This window comes from Pseudomonas sp. GNP012 (assembly GCF_054343835.1).
Map to the genome: position 1 here is coordinate 5,490,517 of NZ_JBTGUU010000001.1, position 16,174 is coordinate 5,506,690.

The window sequence follows — 16,174 nt, forward strand, 5'->3', positions numbered from 1 at the left end:
GCGATGGTCGTCAACGATAACGCTGGAGGCCTGATACCCCGCGGCGCTCTCAGGTTTTTCGCGAGCGGGCTCGCTCCTACAGGGGTTGGCGTAGAGGTTTGCAATCATGGCTGACTCGATTTCGCTGAAGAAACTGGTCACCCGTCTATTGCTGGTAGTGGGAGCAATGTTTGTATTCGGCTTTGCGCTGGTGCCGATCTACGACGTGATGTGCAGGGCCTTCGGCATCAATGGCAAGACCGCCGGGCAGTACGAGGGGCAGCAGACGGTCGACACCTCGCGGCAGGTGCGTGTGCAGTTTCTGTCGACCAATACCGCCGATATGCCGTGGGATTTTTACCCCAAGCATGACGAACTGACCGCTAACCCGGGGGCGGTGAACGAGATGATCTTCATCGCCCACAACCCCACCGATAAACTAATGAGTGCCCAGGCCGTGCCGAGCATCGCGCCAAGCACCGCGGCGGCGTACTTCCACAAGACCGAGTGTTTCTGCTTTACCCAGCAAGTGCTGCAGCCCGGTCAACGGATCGAGATGCCGGTACGTTTCATCGTTGACCGTGACATGCCCAAGGATGTGAAGCACCTGACGCTGTCTTACACGCTGTTCGATATCACCGCCCGACATCCACCGGTAGCTGTAAACACTGGCGGCTGAGCGTGCCCGATAAGGAGAACAATAAATGGCAACTCATGAACATTATTACGTGCCGGCCCAGAGCAAATGGCCAATCATCGCCACGGTCGGCATGTTCGTCACAGTGTTTGGTCTGGCCACCTGGTTCAATGATCTGAAAGCGGCGCGTCCGGAATCCCACGGGCCACTGATCTTTTTCGTCGGCGGGTTACTGCTGGCCTACATGCTGTTCGGTTGGTTCGGCACGGTGATCAAGGAAAGTCGCGACGGTTTGTACAGCGCACAAATGGATCGCTCGTTCCGCTGGGGCATGAGCTGGTTCATTTTCTCGGAGGTGATGTTCTTCATCGCCTTTTTCGGCGCTCTGTTTTATGTGCGTCACATCTCCGGGCCGGCGCTTGGCGGTGAAGGCGCCCAAGGCATCACGCACATGCTGTGGCCGAACTTCCAGTTCACCTGGCCGCTGCTGGACAACCCCGACTCGAAACTGTTTCCGCCGCCCAAGGAGGTCATCAGCCCCTGGGGTCTGCCGCTGCTCAACACCGTGTTGCTGGTGAGCTCCAGTGTGACTGTGACCATCGCCCACCACGCCTTGAAAAAGGGCCATCGCGGCGCACTGAAACTCTGGCTGGCGCTCACCGTAGTGTTGGGCTGTGCATTCCTCATCTTCCAGGCCGAAGAGTACATGCACGCCTACCGCGAACTGGGCCTGACCCTGGGTTCGGGCATCTACGGCGCGACCTTCTTCATGCTCACCGGGTTCCACGGCGCCCACGTGACCATCGGCACCATCATCCTGTTCGTGATGCTGATGCGGGTCATGCGCGGGCACTTCGACAGCGAGCACCAGTTCGGCTTCGAAGCGGCGAGCTGGTACTGGCACTTCGTGGATGTGGTGTGGATCGGGTTGTTCGTTTTCGTCTACGTACTGTAGGGGCGAGCTTGCTGGCGAAGGTGTGTCAGTCGAAATCAACGTGTCTGACACACCATCGCCAGCAAGCTGACTCCTACACGGTTACCAGGGTGCATGAGAAACCAGCTGGCCGCTGAAAAACCCCCAGGTGATCAGACCGAGGGTAAGGGCGGCCAGCGTGACACGCACACTCAAGGCAATGACGAGGCGGTTTGAGCTGCTGTCGTCCTTGACCAGAAAAAACAGGCCGCTGAACAGGCTGACAACCGTGGCAATCAGCATCAGGACGATGGCTGCTTTGAGCATGGTGGGACCTCCGGGGGAAAAGCGATGCACTTGAGTATAGCTATCGCGATGACCAACTTTCTGGCGATGCCATGAAGCGCTTTCGGCCGGGTATCGTGCCAACGCTGGTGGTCGCGCTGTTGCTGCCGCTACTGGTGTCCCTGGGGTTCTGGCAATTGAGCCGGGGCGCGGAGAAAAGCGCGCTGCTGCACACCTACGCCGAGCGCCGGGCCGCCGAGCCGATGGCCAGCACCGAGCTGCAATACACCGCTGACCCGGCTTTCCGCCGGGTTCGCCTGCACGGCCGCTTCGATGCCGAACACAGCCTGCTGCTGGACAACAGTCAACGTAACGGCAGGGTCGGCGTCGAGCTGTTGCAACCCTTTCATGATCAGGCCAGCGGGCTCTGGCTGCTGGTCAATCGCGGCTGGCTGCCCTGGCCGGAACGCCGCACACCCGTGCAATTTAAGACACCTGCCGAGGCAGTCAGCCTCGACGCGTGGGTCTACGTCTCCCCCGGTGCGCCATTTCAGTTGCACGCCGATCCGGCGACAGCGACGTGGCCGAAGCTGATTACGGCCGTTGAACCGGCCCGTCTCTGGAAGACGCTGAACCGCGAAGGCTTTGCCTTTGAGCTACGCGCCGAAACCGGCCCCGCCACCTATCAGGCCGACTGGCCGGTGGTCGCCACGGGCCCGGAAAAACACATCGCTTATGCCGTGCAGTGGTTCGCCATGGCGATCGCCCTGTTCGGTCTTTATCTCTATCTCGGCTGGCACAACGCAAAGGAGAAACACCATGGGAGCGGCCATGAATCCACCCAGCATGTCTGAGGCGAAACCTTCGGTGAACCGGCGCAAGGGCCGTATGCAACTGCTGCTGATCCTGCTCGGGGTAATCGGTCCGATGATCCTTGCCACCGGCATGTACAAGCTGAATTTCTGGGTGCCCGAGGGCCGCAGTTATCACGGCGAACTGATCGGCAACGGTCAGACCCGCGCGGACATTGGCGTGCAGGCCCAGGAAGAGCGTTGGCAAATCCTGGTGACCGCGCCCAAGGATTGCGCGGTGGACTGCCAGCAACTGGTGTATCTGGCGCGGCAGATCCAGATCGGCCTCGGCCGCGATGCGTCCCGCGCCAGCCATGCATTGGCCGCCGCGCAGACGCTGAACAGCGATTACGAGACTAAACTTCAACGCGAGTACCCGCAGTTGCAACGCTATTCACTGGACTTGCCTGCCTACACAAAAGGCGCTCAGAGCAATGACGTGCCGCACCTGTGGATCATCGACCCCCACGGCAATCTGGTGCTGCGCTACGACCCGTCGGTGAAGGGCAAGGACCTGCTGAACGATCTGCGCCACCTGCTGAAACTGTCGAACATCGGATAAGGGCATCGTCATGGCCAAGCCTGGATTTCGCCTCGCGTTGTTTGCCACCTTGCTGGCACTGATCGTGGTATTGCTCGGCGCCTACACCCGCCTGACCCACGCCGGCCTCGGCTGCCCGGACTGGCCTGGCTGCTACGGTTTCATCAGCGTGCCGAAAAGCGAAGCCCAGCTGGCCCATGCCGAATTGCATTTCCCGGACGCTCCGGTCGAGGCCCACAAGGGCTGGAACGAGATGATCCACCGCTACTTCGCTGGCACGCTGGGCGTGTTGATCGCGGTGTTGGCCGGTCGTGCGTGGTTGCATCGCCGTCATCCGGGGCAACCGGTGAAGTTGCCATTGTTTCTGTTGGCGGTGGTCATCGGACAGGCCGCGTTCGGCATGTGGACGGTAACGCTCAAGCTCTGGCCGCAGGTGGTCACCGGGCATTTGCTTGGCGGCTTCGCGACCTTGAGCCTATTGTTTCTGCTGACCTTGCGCCTGTCCGGCGTGCTGCCGGCGCTGACCGTGCCACGACGTTTGCAGCACTGGGCGACGGCGGGGCTGTTGCTGGTGATCGGGCAAATCGCCCTCGGTGGCTGGGTCAGTTCCAACTACGCCGCCGTGGCCTGCATCGACTTTCCAACCTGTCACGGCCAATGGCTGCCGCCTGCCGATTTTGCCAATGGCTTTCATCTGACCCAACACATCGGCCCGAATTACCTCGGCGGGCAACTGGACAGCGATGCCCGTACGGCCATCCACCTGACCCATCGCATCGGCGCCTTGCTGGTCACCCTGGTGTTGCTCGGTCTGGCCTGGCAATTGAAGGCGGTCGGCATGACACGCCTGGCAGCCCTGGTGCTGATCGCCCTTGGCGCACAAATCACCCTGGGCATCAGCAATGTGCTGTTCCATTTGCCGCTGCCGCTGGCCGTCGCGCATAACGCGGGCGGCGCGGCGCTGTTGCTGACCATGGTGCTGGTCAATTACCACGCCCGAACCAGTCTGGTCCGGGTCAAACAGCCAACGCGCTGGCGCTTCAGCCTGCGTAAACATTCAGCCGGGCCCATAACAATAAAAGGAGAGATGCCATGGCGATTCTGATCGGCGAACGTCCCAGTCAGGCGATCTGGCGTGACTACCTGGAACTGACAAAACCCAAAGTCGTGGTGCTGATGCTCATCACGTCACTGGTGGGGATGTTCCTCGCGACCCGTGCCGGGGTGCCGTGGACGGTGCTGGTGTTCGGCAACCTGGGCATCGCCCTGTGTGCCGGTGGCGCCGCGGCGGTCAATCATGTGGTGGACCGGCGCATCGACGCTGTGATGGCGCGCACTCACAAACGGCCGCTCGCCGAAGGCCGGATATCTCCGACCGCCGCGCTGACGTTCGCGCTGGTATTGGCGGCCCTCGGGCAAGCCATGCTGCTGGCGTTTACCAACCCGCTGACCGCGTGGCTGACCCTCGCCTCGCTGCTTGGCTATGCGGTGATCTACACCGGATTCCTCAAGCGTGCGACCCCGCAGAACATCGTCATCGGCGGACTGGCCGGTGCCGCGCCGCCCTTGCTCGGCTGGACCGCAGCCACCGGTCATGTCAGCGCCGAACCGCTGCTGCTGGTGCTGATCATCTTCGCCTGGACCCCGCCGCACTTCTGGGCGTTGGCGATCCATCGCAAGGAGGAATACGCCAAGGCCGACATCCCGATGCTGCCGGTCACCCATGGCGAGCACTACACCAAGATTCATATCCTGCTGTATACCTTTGCGCTGCTCGCCGTCAGCCTGATGCCCTACGTGATCCACATGAGCGGTATGCTCTACCTGGTCTGCGCGCTCGGGCTGGGCGCGCGCTTTCTGCAATGGGCCGTGGTGTTGTACCGTGGCACTCGGCCGCACGCGGCGATCAACACGTTCAAGTACTCTATTTATTACTTGTTCCTGCTGTTTATCGCCCTGCTCGTAGACCACTACTTACTGTTGAACCTATGACTCGAACCCAGAAAACCGTCTTCATCCTCGTCGCCCTGGTCGCACTGATCCTGGGCCTGACCGTCAACAAGGTACTGTCCGGGAAAGACCAGGGCGACCCGACGGCGCTGATCGACGCCGGTATCATTTTGCTGCCGCAAAGCCGCAATCTGCCGGACGTGACGATGACCAATCAGGACGGCCAGCCGGTCGCGATCAATGAATTGAAGGGTAAGTGGAGCCTGCTGTTTTTCGGCTACACCTTCTGCCCGGACGTCTGTCCTACCACCCTGGCCCAGCTGCGACAGATCAAGAGCGAGTTGCCGCCCGAGGCGGTGGATAAGTTGCAGATCGTGCTGGTCAGTATCGACCCCAATCGCGACACCCCCCAGCAGCTCAAGCAGTACCTGGGCTACTTTGACCCGCAATTTGTCGGCCTGACGCCAAAGTCGATCGATGAGCTGCAAAAGGTCTCCAACGCGGTGAGCATTCCGTTCATTCCGGCGGACACCAACAAGCCAAACTACACCGTCGACCACAGTGGCAACCTCGCGGTGATCGGGCCGGACGGCACGCAGCGCGGCTTCATCCGGGCGCCGTTGAACAACGCGAAGCTGGTGGCGCAGTTGCCGGTGATGCTCAAGCGTAATTAAGCGACACAAAACCCTGTGGGAGCGGGCTTGCTCGCGAAGGCGGTGGTTCAGCCGACATTGATAGTGGCTGACACACCGCCTTCGCGAGCAAGCCCGCTCCCACAGGGGTCTATATTTCAAGGCACAAAAAAGGGGACGCACTTGGCGTCCCCTGTTTCGTTTCCGCAGTTCAATCAGAACGCCGGCACTACCGCGCCTTTGTACTTCTCAAGGATGAAGGCCTTCACTTCCGGGCTGTGCAGAGCTGCAACCAGCTTCTTCATCGCCTCGCTGTCCTTGTCATCCGGGCGAGCCACCAGGATGTTCACGTACGGCGAGTCGTTGCCTTCGATGACCAGCGCGTCCTTGGCCGGATCAAGCTTGGCTTCCAGCGCGTAGTTGGTGTTGATCAGCGCCAGGTCGACCTGGGTCAGCACGCGCGGGATGGTCGCGGCTTCCAGTTCGCGGATTTTCAGGTCCTTGGTGTTCTCGGTGATGTCCTTCACGGTCGACAGGATGTTGTTCGAATCCTTCAACTTGATCAGCCCGGCCTTGGCCATCAGCAACAGTGCACGGCCGCCGTTGGTGGCGTCGTTCGGGATCACCACGTTGGCGCCGCCAGGCAATTCAGCGAGGGTCTTGTACTTGCTGGAGTAAGCGCCCAGGGGTTCCAGGTGCACGCCGGCGACGGATACCAGGTTTGTGCCCTTGGCCTTGTTGAACTCATCCAGGTACGGCTGGTGCTGGAAGAAGTTGGCATCCAGGCGCTTTTCCGCGACCTGCACGTTCGGCTGGATGTAGTCGGTGAAGACCTTGACCTTCAGGTCCACGCCTTCTTTGGCCAGGGTCGGCTTCACGAATTCGAGGATCTCGGCGTGTGGCACCGGGGTGGCCGCGACGGTCAGGGTGTCAGCCGCGTGGGCCGAGAATGCGGCAACGGCAGCGAAGGCGACGAGTAGTTTTTTCATCAGCTAACTCCTTGTGAGGCGCCCGTTTGGCGCCTGCCAGCGAATGGCCGGCTCATGTCTTACTTGCGGGAAAAGTGGACGACCAACTTGTCGCCAACGGTTTGTAGTACCTGGACCAATACCAGCAGCAACACCACTGTCACGACCATCACATCGGTCTGGAAACGCTGGTAACCGAAGCGGATCGCCAGGTCACCCAGACCACCGGCGCCGACAACACCCGCCATCGCCGTGTAGGACACCAGTGTAATTGCGGTCACCGTAATCGCCGCGAAGATGCCCGGACGAGCCTCAGGCAGCAACGCATTGGTGATGATCTGTCGCGTGGTCGCACCCATGGCCTGGGTGGCTTCGATGATGCCGCGGTCCACTTCACGCAGGGCGGTTTCCACCAGGCGCGCGAAAAACGGCGTGGCACCCACCACCAGCGGCGGGATCGCACCGGCAACACCGAGGGATGTGCCGGTGATCAACACGGTGAACGGAATCATCACGATCAACAGGATGATGAACGGCAGCGAACGCAGGATGTTCACCACCAGCGACAACATCGCGTAGACACCTTTGGCTTCCAGCAACTGGCGCGGGCTGCACAGGAACAGCAGTACGCCCAGCGGCAAGCCGAGCAGCACGGTGAACAACAGCGAACCGCCGAGCATCAGCAGGGTGTCGCCAGTGGCCAGCCAGATTTCGAACCAGTCGATATTGGCGAAGAAACTTGTCAGGGCTTCCATTAACGCAGCACCTCCATGTGGACGTCGGCTGCGGTGAAGCGGGCGAACGCCGCTTCCATGTCACCGCCGGTCACGGCCAGGGTCAGTTGCCCGTAAGGGACGTCTTTGATGCGGTCGATACGACCGGCCAGGATGCTGTAGTCCACCCCGGTTTCCCGGGCGACGGTGCCCAGCAACGGCGCGTAGGTCGCATCGCCCTGGAAGGTCAGACGCACGATGCGTCCCGGTACGTGAGCGAAGTCGTCACGCTGTTCGCTTTCGTCGATCTGCTCGTCTTCCTGCACAAAGCGTTTGGTGGTCGGGTGCTTCGGATGCAGGAACACCTCGGCCACCGAGCCTTGCTCGACGATCATGCCGGCGTCCATCACGGCCACTTGGTCGCAGACCCGGCGGATCACGTCCATTTCGTGGGTGATCAACACGATGGTCAGTTTCAGCTCGCGATTGATCTCGGCCAGCAATTGCAGGACCGATGCAGTGGTTTGCGGGTCGAGAGCGCTGGTGGCTTCATCGCACAGCAGGATTTTTGGCTTGGTCGCCAGGGCGCGGGCAATGCCCACACGCTGCTTTTGCCCGCCGGACAATTGCGCCGGGTACTTTTTCGCGTGGTCGGACAAACCGACCCGCGCCAGCAACTCGGCCACGCGCGAATCGATCTCGCTGCGCGACAGTTCGCCGGCCAGGGTCAGTGGCAGTGCGACGTTGTCGGCGACGGTCTTGGAGGCCAGCAGGTTGAAGTGCTGGAAAATCATCCCGACCTGCTGACGGAAGCGGCGCAGGCCGTTGGCGTCGAGCGCGGTGACTTCTTCACCGTCGACGGTGATCTTGCCGCCACTGGCGTTTTCCAGGCGATTGATCAGACGCAGCAGGGTACTTTTTCCTGCGCCGGAATGACCGATCAAGCCGAAAACCTGCCCGTTCTCAATCGTCAGACTGGTCGGATGCAGCGCGGGGATTTCCTTACCGGCGACGCGGTAGGTTTTATGGACGTTTTGAAACTCGATCACGTAGCGAACCTTGTGGGGCGCGTTAGAAAAGGGTCAGCGGTTAGCCGGGCGCGCATTTTAGCCTGTCCGTATAGAGGTTCTTAGCATTTATTTCGCATTTGTCCTGTCATTTGGCAATAACGCGATCAAAGGTCAGAAAAAAGGAACGGCTGAATAAGCTCGTCAGTCACTACTTAGGCCACTGGAATATGCCTGAGGAGTTCACGCCTGATGAGTACCAAGAAGCCTGCCGCCACCAAGAGCGTCCTGGCCGGGACCGATACCCCGGACCGCCACAACACCAACGCCAAGCTCGACAGCCTGGAAGCATTTCGCTCCGATGCCACTGAGCAGGCCTTGCGCACTAACCAGGGTGTGAAGGTGGCGGACAACCAGAACACCCTGAAGGCCGGGGCCCGCGGACCGTCGCTGCTGGAAGATTTCATCATGCGTGAAAAGATCACGCATTTTGATCATGAGCGCATTCCCGAACGCATCGTTCACGCTCGCGGCACCGGTGCCCATGGTTACTTCCAGAGCTATGAAAACCACTCGGTGCTGACCAAGGCCGGTTTCCTGCAGGACCCCGCGAAGAAAACTCCGGTGTTCGTGCGCTTTTCCACGGTACAGGGGCCGCGAGGGTCAGGCGATACCGTGCGTGATGTACGGGGTTTCGCCGTGAAGTTCTTCACCGACGAAGGCAACTTCGACCTGGTGGGCAATAACATGCCGGTGTTTTTCATACAGGATGCGATCAAGTTTCCCGACTTCGTGCACGCGGTCAAACCCGAGCCGCATAACGAAATCCCTACCGGTGGCTCGGCCCACGATACGTTCTGGGACTTTGTTTCGCTGGTACCGGAGTCGGCGCACATGGTGATGTGGGCAATGTCCGACCGGGCGATCCCGAAAAGCCTGCGCAGCATGCAGGGCTTCGGCGTGCACACCTTTCGCCTGATCAATGCCGAGGGCAAGTCGCGCTTCGTCAAATTCCACTGGCGCCCTACCGCCGGCACTTGCTCCCTGGTGTGGGACGAAGCGCAGAAACTTGCGGGAAAGGACGCCGACTACCATCGGCGTGATCTGTGGGAGTCGATTGAGATCGGCGACTACCCGGAATGGGAGTTGGGAGTGCAGGTCATCGAAGAAGAAAATGAACACGCCTTCGATTTCGACATTCTCGACCCGACCAAGCTGATTCCCGAAGAACTGGTGCCCATCACGCCGCTGGGCAAGATGGTGCTGAACCGCAACCCGGACAACTTCTTCGCCGAAACCGAGCAGGTTGCCTTCTGCCCCGGGCATATCGTTCCGGGAATCGATTTCTCCAACGACCCCCTGCTGCAAGGTCGATTGTTTTCCTACACCGACACGCAAATCAGCCGACTCGGCGGGCCGAACTTTCACGAGATCCCGATCAACCGTCCGGTGTCGCCGTTCCACAACGGTCAGCGGGATGCGCAGCACCGCACCACCATCGACAAGGGGCGTGCGTCTTATGAGCCGAACTCCATCGATGGCGGCTGGCCAAAGGAAACGCCTGTTTCGGCTCAGGATGGAGGATTCGAGAGTTATCCGGAGCGCATCGACGCCAACAAGATTCGCCAGCGCAGCGAATCGTTCGCTGACCACTTCTCCCAGGCTCGCTTGTTTTTCCACAGCATGAGTGAGCATGAACGGGAGCACATCATCTCGGCCTACAGCTTTGAATTGGGCAAGGTTGAGCGTGAGGCGATCCGCGCCCGGGAAGTGAACGAAATTCTCGCCAATATCGATCTGGAGTTGGCCAAGCGAGTGGCGCAGAACCTTGGATTGCCTGCGCCGGCTCGAGGAACCGTCGAGGTGCGCAAAACCGCACCGGATCACTCTCCGGCATTGAGCCAGGCCAATTTATTGCCGGAGAACATCAAGACGCGAAAAGTCGCGATTCTGGCGGCCAATGGCGTTGATAGCGTTGCGATTGATGCGATGAAGAAAGCGCTTGCAGCGCAGGGCGCTCACGCGAAGTTACTGGGGCCGACCTCTGCACCAGTGAAAACCGCCGATGGCAAAACCCTGGCGGTCGATGCTTCGATGGAGGGCTCGCCGTCGGTGGCATTCGACGCGGTGTTCGTGCCGGGCGGAGCCGCGTCGATCAAGGCGCTGAGTACGGACGGCGTGGCGCTGCATTACCTGCTGGAGGCATACAAACATCTCAAGGCTATCGCCTTGCAGGGTGAAGCGAAGCAGTTGCTGGATGTGTTGAAGCTGGAGGCTGATGCGGGATTGATCGTGGGGACGGATGCGAAGTTGATCAAAGGGTTTTTCGCCGCGATCGGGCAGCATCGGGTTTGGGACAGGGAGGCGAAGGCCAGGGCGATTCCGGCCTGAGGATCTTTGGAGCTAAAGAGGCCGCCATCGCGAGCAAGCTCGCTCCCACAGGGATCCGAGTTGCCACAAATCTTGTGACCAACACGTCTCTACTGTGGGAGCGAGCTTGCTCGCGATGCTTTTAAGATTTGCGGGGTGTTAGAACCATCTGCGCCGGAACACTGCGCAAAATCTGTCGCTCCAGCTTCAGGTCAAACTCGGGATCGAGCTTGTTCACCCGTTTGGTCAGCAGATTAGCCAGCCAAGGGTAATCATCGGTGCGTGGAGCCTGAATGCTCACATCGCACTGAAAATTCACCACATCGGCGGCGATGGCATCCAGTTGGCGACGCAGTTTGCCCATATCGTTGATATTCAGCGCGACCGTGGTGCTTTCAGCCGTCAGATCGATGACCTTGGCTTTTGGCTTGGCTTCGGCAGCCTTCAGGGCGGCTTCGGCTTTTTCCAGCTCAGCCTTGCGCGCCTGGGCAATCGAGCCATTGACTCCGCCGGTCAGTGCCGGAGCCTTGGGCATCAACGCGCGGGCACGGCTCAGGGCGGTTGCAGCGGCATCCACATCACCTTTTTGCAACACGATCTGGCTGCGGCGCAGATAGGCTTCGGCCAGTTGCCGCTGGTACTGCTCAAGGGAGGCATCGTTGGGCGATTCGGTCTGCAAGGCCGCCAATTGGTCTTCGGCGGTGGCCAGTTCATCGCTGGCGATGTTTTGTTCCAGCTGTACGATGGCCGTGGCTCGCGCATTGGCGGCCTCGGTGGCCGCCGGTGGCGTGCTTTGGCAGGCGCCCAGCAGCAAAGAAAATGCGACAAGGAGCAGATAACGGGAGGCGAACGACTTCATTCCTGCGACTCTCTATTTGCGCAAAAAACGAGCAAGTCTACACCCCTCGACGGGGCAGAACAAAACTCAGCAGAAACAGCGCGGCGGCTGCCACCACAATCGACGGGCCGGCCGGGGTGTCCTTGAACCAGGACAGTGCCAGCCCGCCGCACACGGCGAGTATGCCCAGCAGGCTTGCGCCCAGTGCCATCTGCTCCGGCGAACGGGCGTGACGTTGTGCCGCTGCCGCCGGGATGATCAGCAACGAAGTGATCAGTAGCACGCCGACAATTTTCATCGCCACGGCAATCACCACGGCGATCAGCAACATCAGCGCCAGGCGCAATCCGGCCACCGGAAGGCCTTCGACCCTGGCCAGTTCTTCATGCACCGTGATCGCCAGCAATGGCCGCCACAATGCAACCAGCAAGGCCAGCACGGCCGCACTGCCGCCAAGAATCCAGGCCAGATCGGTTGGACTGATTGCCAGCAGGTCGCCGAACAGATACGCCATCAGGTCGATCCGCACTTCGTGCATGAAGCTTAGTACCACCAGGCCCAGTGAGAGCGTGCTGGGTGCGAGAATTCCCAAAAGCGTGTCAGATGCCAATGGCTGGCGTTGTTGCAAGGTCACCAGTAACACCGCCAGCAGCAGGCAACCAACGGTCACGGCAACCGTCGGGCTGACATCCAGCAGGAAGCCCAGGGCCACACCGAGCAATGCCGCGTGGGACAAGGTGTCGCCAAAATAAGCCATGCGCCGCCAGACCACGAAAGACCCCAGCGGGCCCGCGACAACGGCCAGGGCCAGGCCTGCAAGCAGGGCGTAGAGCAGAAAATCAGCCATGCTTGCAGCCATCTCCGTGAACATGGGGTTTGCCCGATGCGGGCGCCTTGACCACTGAGCCGTGCAAGTCGTGGGCGTGGTCGTGATGGTGGTGATAAATCGCCAGGCTTTGTGCGTTTTTTCCGAACAGCTCGACGAACGCCGGATCGCCGCTGACCTGCTCGGGATGGCCTGAACAGCAGACGTGACGATTGAGGCAAACCACTTGATCCGTGGTGCTCATCACCAGATGCAAATCGTGGGAGACCATCAGCACGCCGCAACCGTGACGGTCGCGCAGGCGGGTGATCAGGCTGTACAGCTCAGCCTGGCCGGCCACGTCGACACCCTGTACCGGTTCGTCGAGTACCAGCAGTTCCGGTTCGCGCAACAGGGCCCGGGCCAGTAGCACGCGTTGCATTTCACCACCGGAAACGCTTTGCACCGGACTGTCGATGACCTGCTCGGCGCCGACTTCCTTGAGTGCCGCCAAGGCCATCGCACGGTCTACGCCCGGCACCAGGCGCAGGAAGCGCAGCACCGACAGCGGCAGGGTCGGGTCGACATGGAGTTTTTGCGGCATGTAGCCGACCCGCAGTTTGGGCTTACGCCAGACGTTGCCGCTGTCCGGTTTCAACAGGCCGAGCACGGCACGTACCAGTGTGGTTTTGCCGGCGCCGTTGGGGCCGATCAAGGTCACGATCTGCCCCGGCTCGACACTCAGCTCAATGTTGTCCAGCACCGGTTGCCCGGCGAACGTGACGGCAACCTGTTCTAGACGGATCAGCGCGTTGCTCATCAAGCCCCCTGGCAACCCGAGCACAGACCGACCACTTCGACGGTCTGGCCTTCGACGACAAACCCGACATCCCTGGCGCTGGCGATGATCGCGTCGCTGATGGATTTTTGCTCGAGCTCGATGGCGGCGTGGCACACACGACAGATCAGGAACTGACCCTGGTGTGCATGTTCCGGGTGATTGCAGCCGATAAAGGCGTTGAGCGAGGAAATCCGATGGACCAGGCCGTTTTCCAGCAGAAAATCCAGCGCGCGATACACCGTCGGCGGCGCGGCGCGGCGACCGTCCTGCTCGCTGAGGACCGCAAGAATGTCGTAGGCGCCCAGCGGCTTGTGGCTTTGCCACACCAGTTCCAGCACCCGTCGGCGCAATGCGGTCAGGCGCAGGCCTTGACGAGCGCACAGGGCATCGGCCTCGGACAAAGCGCTGTGAACGCAATGCGAGTGGTCGTGGGGGCGGCTGGCAATCGGTGTTTTTAGCATGAGCGGCGACGAGTTTTGTGAGAGACGTTATTATGTTACCCGTTCTCGCCTCTTCGAGTGGTCATCGTGTCCCGTCTTTTTTCTATCTTTGTCGCATTTTTCGCAAGTTTTCTGCTGATCGGTCCGGCGCAGGCCGAGGTCAAGGTCCTTACCAGCATCAAGCCCCTGCAGTTGATCGCCGCAGCGGTGCAGGACGGCGTGGCGATTCCTGAGGTCTTGCTGCCACCGGGTGTCTCGCCGCACAACTATGCACTGCGCCCTTCCGACGTACGCAAGGTGCAATCGGTGGACCTGCTGTACTGGATCGGCCCGGACATGGAGGGTTTCCTGCCTCGCGTGCTCAATGGTCGTACGCTGCCCAGCGTGGCCGTGCAGGATTTGCCAGGCATGAAACTGCGCCGTTTTGCCGAAGATAGCCACTCCCACGCCGAAGAAGCCGACGACCACGACCACGATCATCGCCCAGGCAGCCTGGATGCACATTTGTGGCTGTCGCCGGTCAACGCCCGGGTCATCGCCACGAAAATGGCGGCTGACCTGAGTGCGGCCGATCCTGACAATGCCGTGCGCTATCAGAGCAACCTGAAAGCCTTCGACGAGCGTCTCGATGCGTTGGATGCGCGCCTGAAGAAGCGCCTGGCCGATGTTCAGGGCAAGCCTTACTTCGTGTTCCACGAAGCGTTCGATTACTTCGAAGACGCCTACGGCCTCAAGCACGTGGGTGTGTTCAGCGTCGCGGCCGAAGTGCAACCCGGTGCCCAGCATGTCGCGGCGATGCGCGCGCGTTTGCAGGAGGTCGGCAAGACCTGCGTGTTCAGCGAACCACCGCTGCGTCCGCGCCTTGCGGAAACTCTGGTGGCGGGCTTGCCGGTGAAGCTGGCGGAACTGGATGCGTTGGGCGGTTACACGCCGGCGACTGCCCAGGGCTATGAGCAGGTGCTGGAGAAATTGGGGAATGATCTGGCGGGGTGCCTGGAGTCGTTGTAATTCGAAAAAAGTGGCGCCCCCATTCGCGAGCAGGCTCGCTCCCACAAGGATCACCGTGAACCTGTGGGAGCGAGCCTGCTCGCGAAGCCTTTAAAGGGCGAAAGGCAACGGCGTATTGACCGTCTGCCGCTGCGCCAGGCGCAGCTGGAATTCCATCGGATCGTGAATCAACACGTCCTGCCCGGCAAACGACTCTGCCGCGATCAAGCGTGACAACCAGAACCGTACGCAAGCCACCCGCAGCATGGTCGGCCACAACTCGGCTTCGGCAGCGGTGAACGGTCGCAAGGCCGCATAAGCGCCCAGCAAGGCCCGTGCTCGCGGTCCATCGATCACGCCCTCGTCGTCCGAGCACCAGTCGTTCAAGGCAATCGCCACATCGTAGAGCATCGGCCCGGAGCAGGCGTTGTAGAAGTCGATCAGTCCGGTCAGGTGTGTGCCTTCGAACATTGCGTTGTCGCGGAACAGATCGGCGTGAATGTTCGCCCGCGGCAGAGCGAGGATTTTTTCTTTCTGTCGGGTGATTTCTTCCAGCGCCCGTTGCAGCAGGTCCTTCTGTTCGGCACCGAGGTGCGAGAGGAACTGCGTGCCCTCTTCCAGCATCCAGTCCAGGCCGCGATCGGTTTTGCGCTTGATCATGTTGGCCTGGGTCGCCAGGTGCAGATGGCCAAGCAACTCACCGACCTGCGCGCAATGTTGCGCATTGGCTTGCTTGATGTGCTTGCCGGCCAGGCGTGGTTGCAGCAACGCCGGTTTGCCCGCCAGTTCGCGCAAGGCCACGCCGTCGGTGGTGCGCAGGGCGTAAGGCACTGGAAGGTCGGCGCCGTGCAGCACGTCGAGCAGCTCGATGAAGAACGGCATTTCCTGAACCGGGCCGCGCTCGACCAGGGTCAGGACAAATTCGCCCTGCTCCAGGCTGATAAAAAAATTGGTGTTTTCGCTACCGGCGGCAATCCCCTGGAAATCAAGCAGGCGGCCGAGGCCATAAGGGGCGAGAAAAGCTTCCAGCTCGGGCCGAGCCAGGGGGGTGAACACAGACATGTTTAAGCTGCCAGTACGGGCGCCATTGTTGAGCCAGCGCCGATTGAAATTAAGAAACTACTTCCACTCGAAAATCTTCCACGACGGAATCAGCATATCGGGCTGATCCGAGCGGATAAAGTTACCGTCCGATCCATCGGCGCGCACCAGAAAGTACGGTTTTCCGCCCTTCGGTGTTACCTGAATGGCATACAGGAAGCCATTCTGGCGGTATTCCTTGATCGTATTGTCGCCTTCCGTGCGAATGGTCACATCCGGCTCCGGCGATGGCGCATCGTCCGCCGCCATGACGGCCAATGGAGTGATTGCAAACAAGCCAGCCAGCAACAGGCGATTTAGTGTGCGCATGATAACC

The 16,174-nt window shown here is 60.6% G+C and carries 19 protein-coding genes; 9 read left to right on the forward strand and 10 right to left on the reverse strand.

Annotated elements, in window-relative coordinates; translation table 11 throughout:
- The first annotated feature begins 106 nt into the window (after positions 1 to 106).
- A complete protein-coding gene (locus ACXX83_RS24965) occupies positions 107 to 658 on the forward strand; it encodes a cytochrome c oxidase assembly protein (RefSeq protein ID WP_458549876.1) in 552 nt (183 codons plus the stop codon).
- Between the two features lie 25 nt (positions 659 to 683).
- Positions 684 to 1,571 (forward strand): cytochrome c oxidase subunit 3, encoded by an 888-nt coding sequence (locus tag ACXX83_RS24970; protein ID WP_015092893.1) that lies wholly within the window; start codon positions 684 to 686, stop codon positions 1,569 to 1,571.
- 81 nt (positions 1,572 to 1,652) lie between these two features.
- Here the strand turns inward: ACXX83_RS24970 and ACXX83_RS24975 are convergent, their stop codons facing one another.
- Positions 1,653 to 1,856, reverse strand: a complete 204-nt coding sequence (locus ACXX83_RS24975) for a twin transmembrane helix small protein (RefSeq protein WP_015092894.1) — start codon at positions 1,854 to 1,856, stop codon at positions 1,653 to 1,655.
- A 71-nt stretch (positions 1,857 to 1,927) separates the two neighbouring features.
- On the opposite strand from ACXX83_RS24975, the gene ACXX83_RS24980 reads away from it, so the two are divergent.
- Genes ACXX83_RS24980 through ACXX83_RS25000 form a run of 5 tightly spaced genes read left to right on the forward strand, consistent with a single transcriptional unit; the run spans position 1,928 to position 5,830 of the window.
- Positions 1,928 to 2,668, forward strand: a complete 741-nt coding sequence (locus tag ACXX83_RS24980) for an SURF1 family protein (protein ID WP_458549878.1) — start codon at positions 1,928 to 1,930, stop codon at positions 2,666 to 2,668.
- Complete coding sequence (locus tag ACXX83_RS24985) at positions 2,634 to 3,227, forward strand: PA_0111/PP_0108 family redox-active disulfide protein (protein ID WP_126048469.1); 594 nt, start codon at positions 2,634 to 2,636, stop codon at positions 3,225 to 3,227. The genes ACXX83_RS24980 and ACXX83_RS24985 overlap by 35 nt, the downstream gene beginning before the upstream one ends.
- Before the next feature lie 10 nt (positions 3,228 to 3,237).
- Positions 3,238 to 4,311, forward strand: a complete 1,074-nt coding sequence (locus ACXX83_RS24990) for a COX15/CtaA family protein (RefSeq protein ID WP_015092897.1) — start codon at positions 3,238 to 3,240, stop codon at positions 4,309 to 4,311.
- On the forward strand, positions 4,299 to 5,198 hold the full coding sequence (cyoE, locus tag ACXX83_RS24995) for a heme o synthase (protein ID WP_015092898.1): 900 nt from the start codon (positions 4,299 to 4,301) through the stop codon (positions 5,196 to 5,198). The genes ACXX83_RS24990 and cyoE overlap by 13 nt, the downstream gene beginning before the upstream one ends.
- Positions 5,195 to 5,830 (forward strand): SCO family protein, encoded by a 636-nt coding sequence (locus ACXX83_RS25000; RefSeq protein ID WP_015092899.1) that lies wholly within the window; start codon positions 5,195 to 5,197, stop codon positions 5,828 to 5,830. The genes cyoE and ACXX83_RS25000 overlap by 4 nt, the downstream gene beginning before the upstream one ends.
- A 173-nt stretch (positions 5,831 to 6,003) precedes the next feature.
- On the opposite strand, the gene ACXX83_RS25005 is transcribed toward ACXX83_RS25000, so the two are convergent.
- The 3 genes from ACXX83_RS25005 to ACXX83_RS25015 are packed head-to-tail and all read right to left on the reverse strand — an operon-like array spanning position 6,004 to position 8,518.
- Positions 6,004 to 6,777: a MetQ/NlpA family ABC transporter substrate-binding protein gene (locus ACXX83_RS25005; protein WP_015092900.1), complete on the reverse strand. Its 774-nt coding sequence runs from the start codon at positions 6,775 to 6,777 to the stop codon at positions 6,004 to 6,006.
- Between the two features lie 59 nt (positions 6,778 to 6,836).
- The gene (locus ACXX83_RS25010; RefSeq protein WP_008002212.1) at positions 6,837 to 7,511 is read right to left on the reverse strand and encodes a methionine ABC transporter permease; all 675 of its coding nucleotides are present in this window, start codon (positions 7,509 to 7,511) and stop codon (positions 6,837 to 6,839) included.
- On the reverse strand, positions 7,511 to 8,518 hold the full coding sequence (locus ACXX83_RS25015; protein ID WP_015092901.1) for a methionine ABC transporter ATP-binding protein: 1,008 nt from the start codon (positions 8,516 to 8,518) through the stop codon (positions 7,511 to 7,513). The genes ACXX83_RS25010 and ACXX83_RS25015 overlap by 1 nt, the downstream gene beginning before the upstream one ends.
- A gap of 210 nt (positions 8,519 to 8,728) precedes the next feature.
- Between ACXX83_RS25015 and katE the strand changes: the two genes are divergently transcribed.
- Positions 8,729 to 10,867 carry a catalase HPII gene (gene katE, locus ACXX83_RS25020; RefSeq protein ID WP_458549882.1) on the forward strand — a complete coding sequence of 713 codons (2,139 nt, stop codon included), beginning with the start codon at positions 8,729 to 8,731 and terminating at the stop codon, positions 10,865 to 10,867.
- A 121-nt stretch (positions 10,868 to 10,988) separates the two neighbouring features.
- Here katE and ACXX83_RS25025 read toward each other — a convergent pair whose 3' ends face one another.
- The 4 genes from ACXX83_RS25025 to zur are packed head-to-tail and all read right to left on the reverse strand — an operon-like array spanning position 10,989 to position 13,791.
- Positions 10,989 to 11,705, reverse strand: coding sequence for a PA5502 family lipoprotein (locus tag ACXX83_RS25025; protein WP_458549884.1), 717 nt, complete (start codon positions 11,703 to 11,705; stop codon positions 10,989 to 10,991).
- 37 nt (positions 11,706 to 11,742) lie between these two features.
- Positions 11,743 to 12,531, reverse strand: coding sequence for a zinc ABC transporter permease subunit ZnuB (gene znuB, locus ACXX83_RS25030; RefSeq protein WP_015092904.1), 789 nt, complete (start codon positions 12,529 to 12,531; stop codon positions 11,743 to 11,745).
- Complete coding sequence (gene znuC / locus ACXX83_RS25035) at positions 12,524 to 13,309, reverse strand: zinc ABC transporter ATP-binding protein ZnuC (RefSeq protein ID WP_126048478.1); 786 nt, start codon at positions 13,307 to 13,309, stop codon at positions 12,524 to 12,526. Before znuC ends, znuB begins: the two co-directional genes overlap by 8 nt.
- Positions 13,309 to 13,791 carry a zinc uptake transcriptional repressor Zur gene (gene zur, locus ACXX83_RS25040; RefSeq protein WP_008045818.1) on the reverse strand — a complete coding sequence of 161 codons (483 nt, stop codon included), beginning with the start codon at positions 13,789 to 13,791 and terminating at the stop codon, positions 13,309 to 13,311. The genes znuC and zur overlap by 1 nt, the downstream gene beginning before the upstream one ends.
- A gap of 66 nt (positions 13,792 to 13,857) precedes the next feature.
- Here zur and ACXX83_RS25045 point away from each other — a divergent pair, with 66 nt between their 5' ends.
- Positions 13,858 to 14,778 (forward strand): zinc ABC transporter substrate-binding protein, encoded by a 921-nt coding sequence (locus ACXX83_RS25045; RefSeq protein WP_458549886.1) that lies wholly within the window; start codon positions 13,858 to 13,860, stop codon positions 14,776 to 14,778.
- 90 nt (positions 14,779 to 14,868) lie between these two features.
- Here the strand turns inward: ACXX83_RS25045 and ACXX83_RS25050 are convergent, their stop codons facing one another.
- Both ACXX83_RS25050 and ACXX83_RS25055 read right to left on the reverse strand, forming a co-directional pair.
- Positions 14,869 to 15,819, reverse strand: a complete 951-nt coding sequence (locus ACXX83_RS25050; RefSeq protein WP_015092907.1) for a homoserine kinase — start codon at positions 15,817 to 15,819, stop codon at positions 14,869 to 14,871.
- Between the two features lie 57 nt (positions 15,820 to 15,876).
- Positions 15,877 to 16,167 carry a DUF2782 domain-containing protein gene (locus ACXX83_RS25055; RefSeq protein ID WP_015092908.1) on the reverse strand — a complete coding sequence of 97 codons (291 nt, stop codon included), beginning with the start codon at positions 16,165 to 16,167 and terminating at the stop codon, positions 15,877 to 15,879.
- Positions 16,168 to 16,174 lie beyond the last annotated feature (7 nt).